The sequence below is a fragment of the Methylomonas rivi genome, assembly GCF_024505165.1.
Lineage (GTDB): Bacteria > Pseudomonadota > Gammaproteobacteria > Methylococcales > Methylomonadaceae > Methylomonas > Methylomonas rivi.
In genome coordinates, this window is record NZ_JANIBK010000335.1 from 1 (window position 1) to 980 (window position 980).

Annotated in this window: 2 protein-coding genes; one reads left to right on the top strand and one right to left on the bottom strand. The window is 43.7% G+C overall.

The features are described 5' to 3' along the window. On the bottom strand, window positions 1-416 hold a 416-nt coding region (locus NP596_RS21565), incomplete at its 3' end, for a hypothetical protein (protein WP_256617433.1). 129 nt (window positions 417-545) lie between these two features. Here NP596_RS21565 and NP596_RS21570 point away from each other — a divergent pair. After that, entirely contained in the window at window positions 546-887 is a 342-nt protein-coding gene (locus NP596_RS21570) for a hypothetical protein (RefSeq protein ID WP_256617434.1), read from the top strand. The last annotated feature ends 93 nt before the right edge of the window (window positions 888-980 follow it).

Here is a 980-nt window from a genome sequence, read left to right on the forward strand (position 1 = left end):
GTAATCTCTTTAATAAGCAACTCCTCATTTCTTTTTTTATATATTTTTAAAGGTATTTGATTATTAAGAAGCTCTACTGTGGTTGTCAAACTATCGTAGGTCGAGTTTTTGCTATACAGACTATCAAGTAACTCTCCCAAGTCGACAGTAATAAGAGACTTTGCGACTTCGTCCTTCTTAAGATTTAAACATAATTCATCAAGGACGTGATTTATATTAGGCCTCTTTATAACTCCAGACTTTATTAAATCTATTGTTGATAGAGCCTCTCTGACTAAAAGACTAGTATTCATTGCGGATGGTTTGTATGTATCCAAAGTGAATTCGAACAACAATTCATCCAATAATTGAGCAACATAAATAAGTCCTTTTGATTCGGGGATATTATCCCATTTATGCAGGCTTCTAAATTTCATTTAAAGTTACGTCCTTTTTTATTTTTATAAGTTTTTACTCTGTTCACTACAAAAACCAATAACCAAGTGATCCAAAAAAAATTAGGCCGTAAGTCGCAATCCGTATGGCGTCAATAGGCGTAAGCCGTATTGCGCCGCATGTTGGCTTTCAAGCATTCGGCGCATGACGCTACCGCTAATGCGCCCTACAAAACCTCGCAAATATTAGACGCTTTCCAATTTCACGGCGGGGTTTTCTCCCGTTTTGCCGCGCCGAGCACCGGAGGATTTGAGCGGATAAGCCCGTCAGGGGCGATGCAGGGATGCATCGCGTTTTCCGCAGGGGCTGGGATGCCCCTTCGGAAAACCCCGTTCAAAGCCTTCGGAGCGCAGGATCAAAGCGGCATCCGGGTGTCTTTTCTTTTCTTTGGACAAGCAAAGAAAAGAAACCCGCCCGCCGGTGCGGGAATCGGCATTCAAACAAGGCCGTAAGTCGCAATCCGTAGGGCGTCAATAGGCGTAGCCGTATTGCGCCGCATGTTGGCCTTCAAGCATTCGGCGCATTACGCTATCGCTAATGCGCCC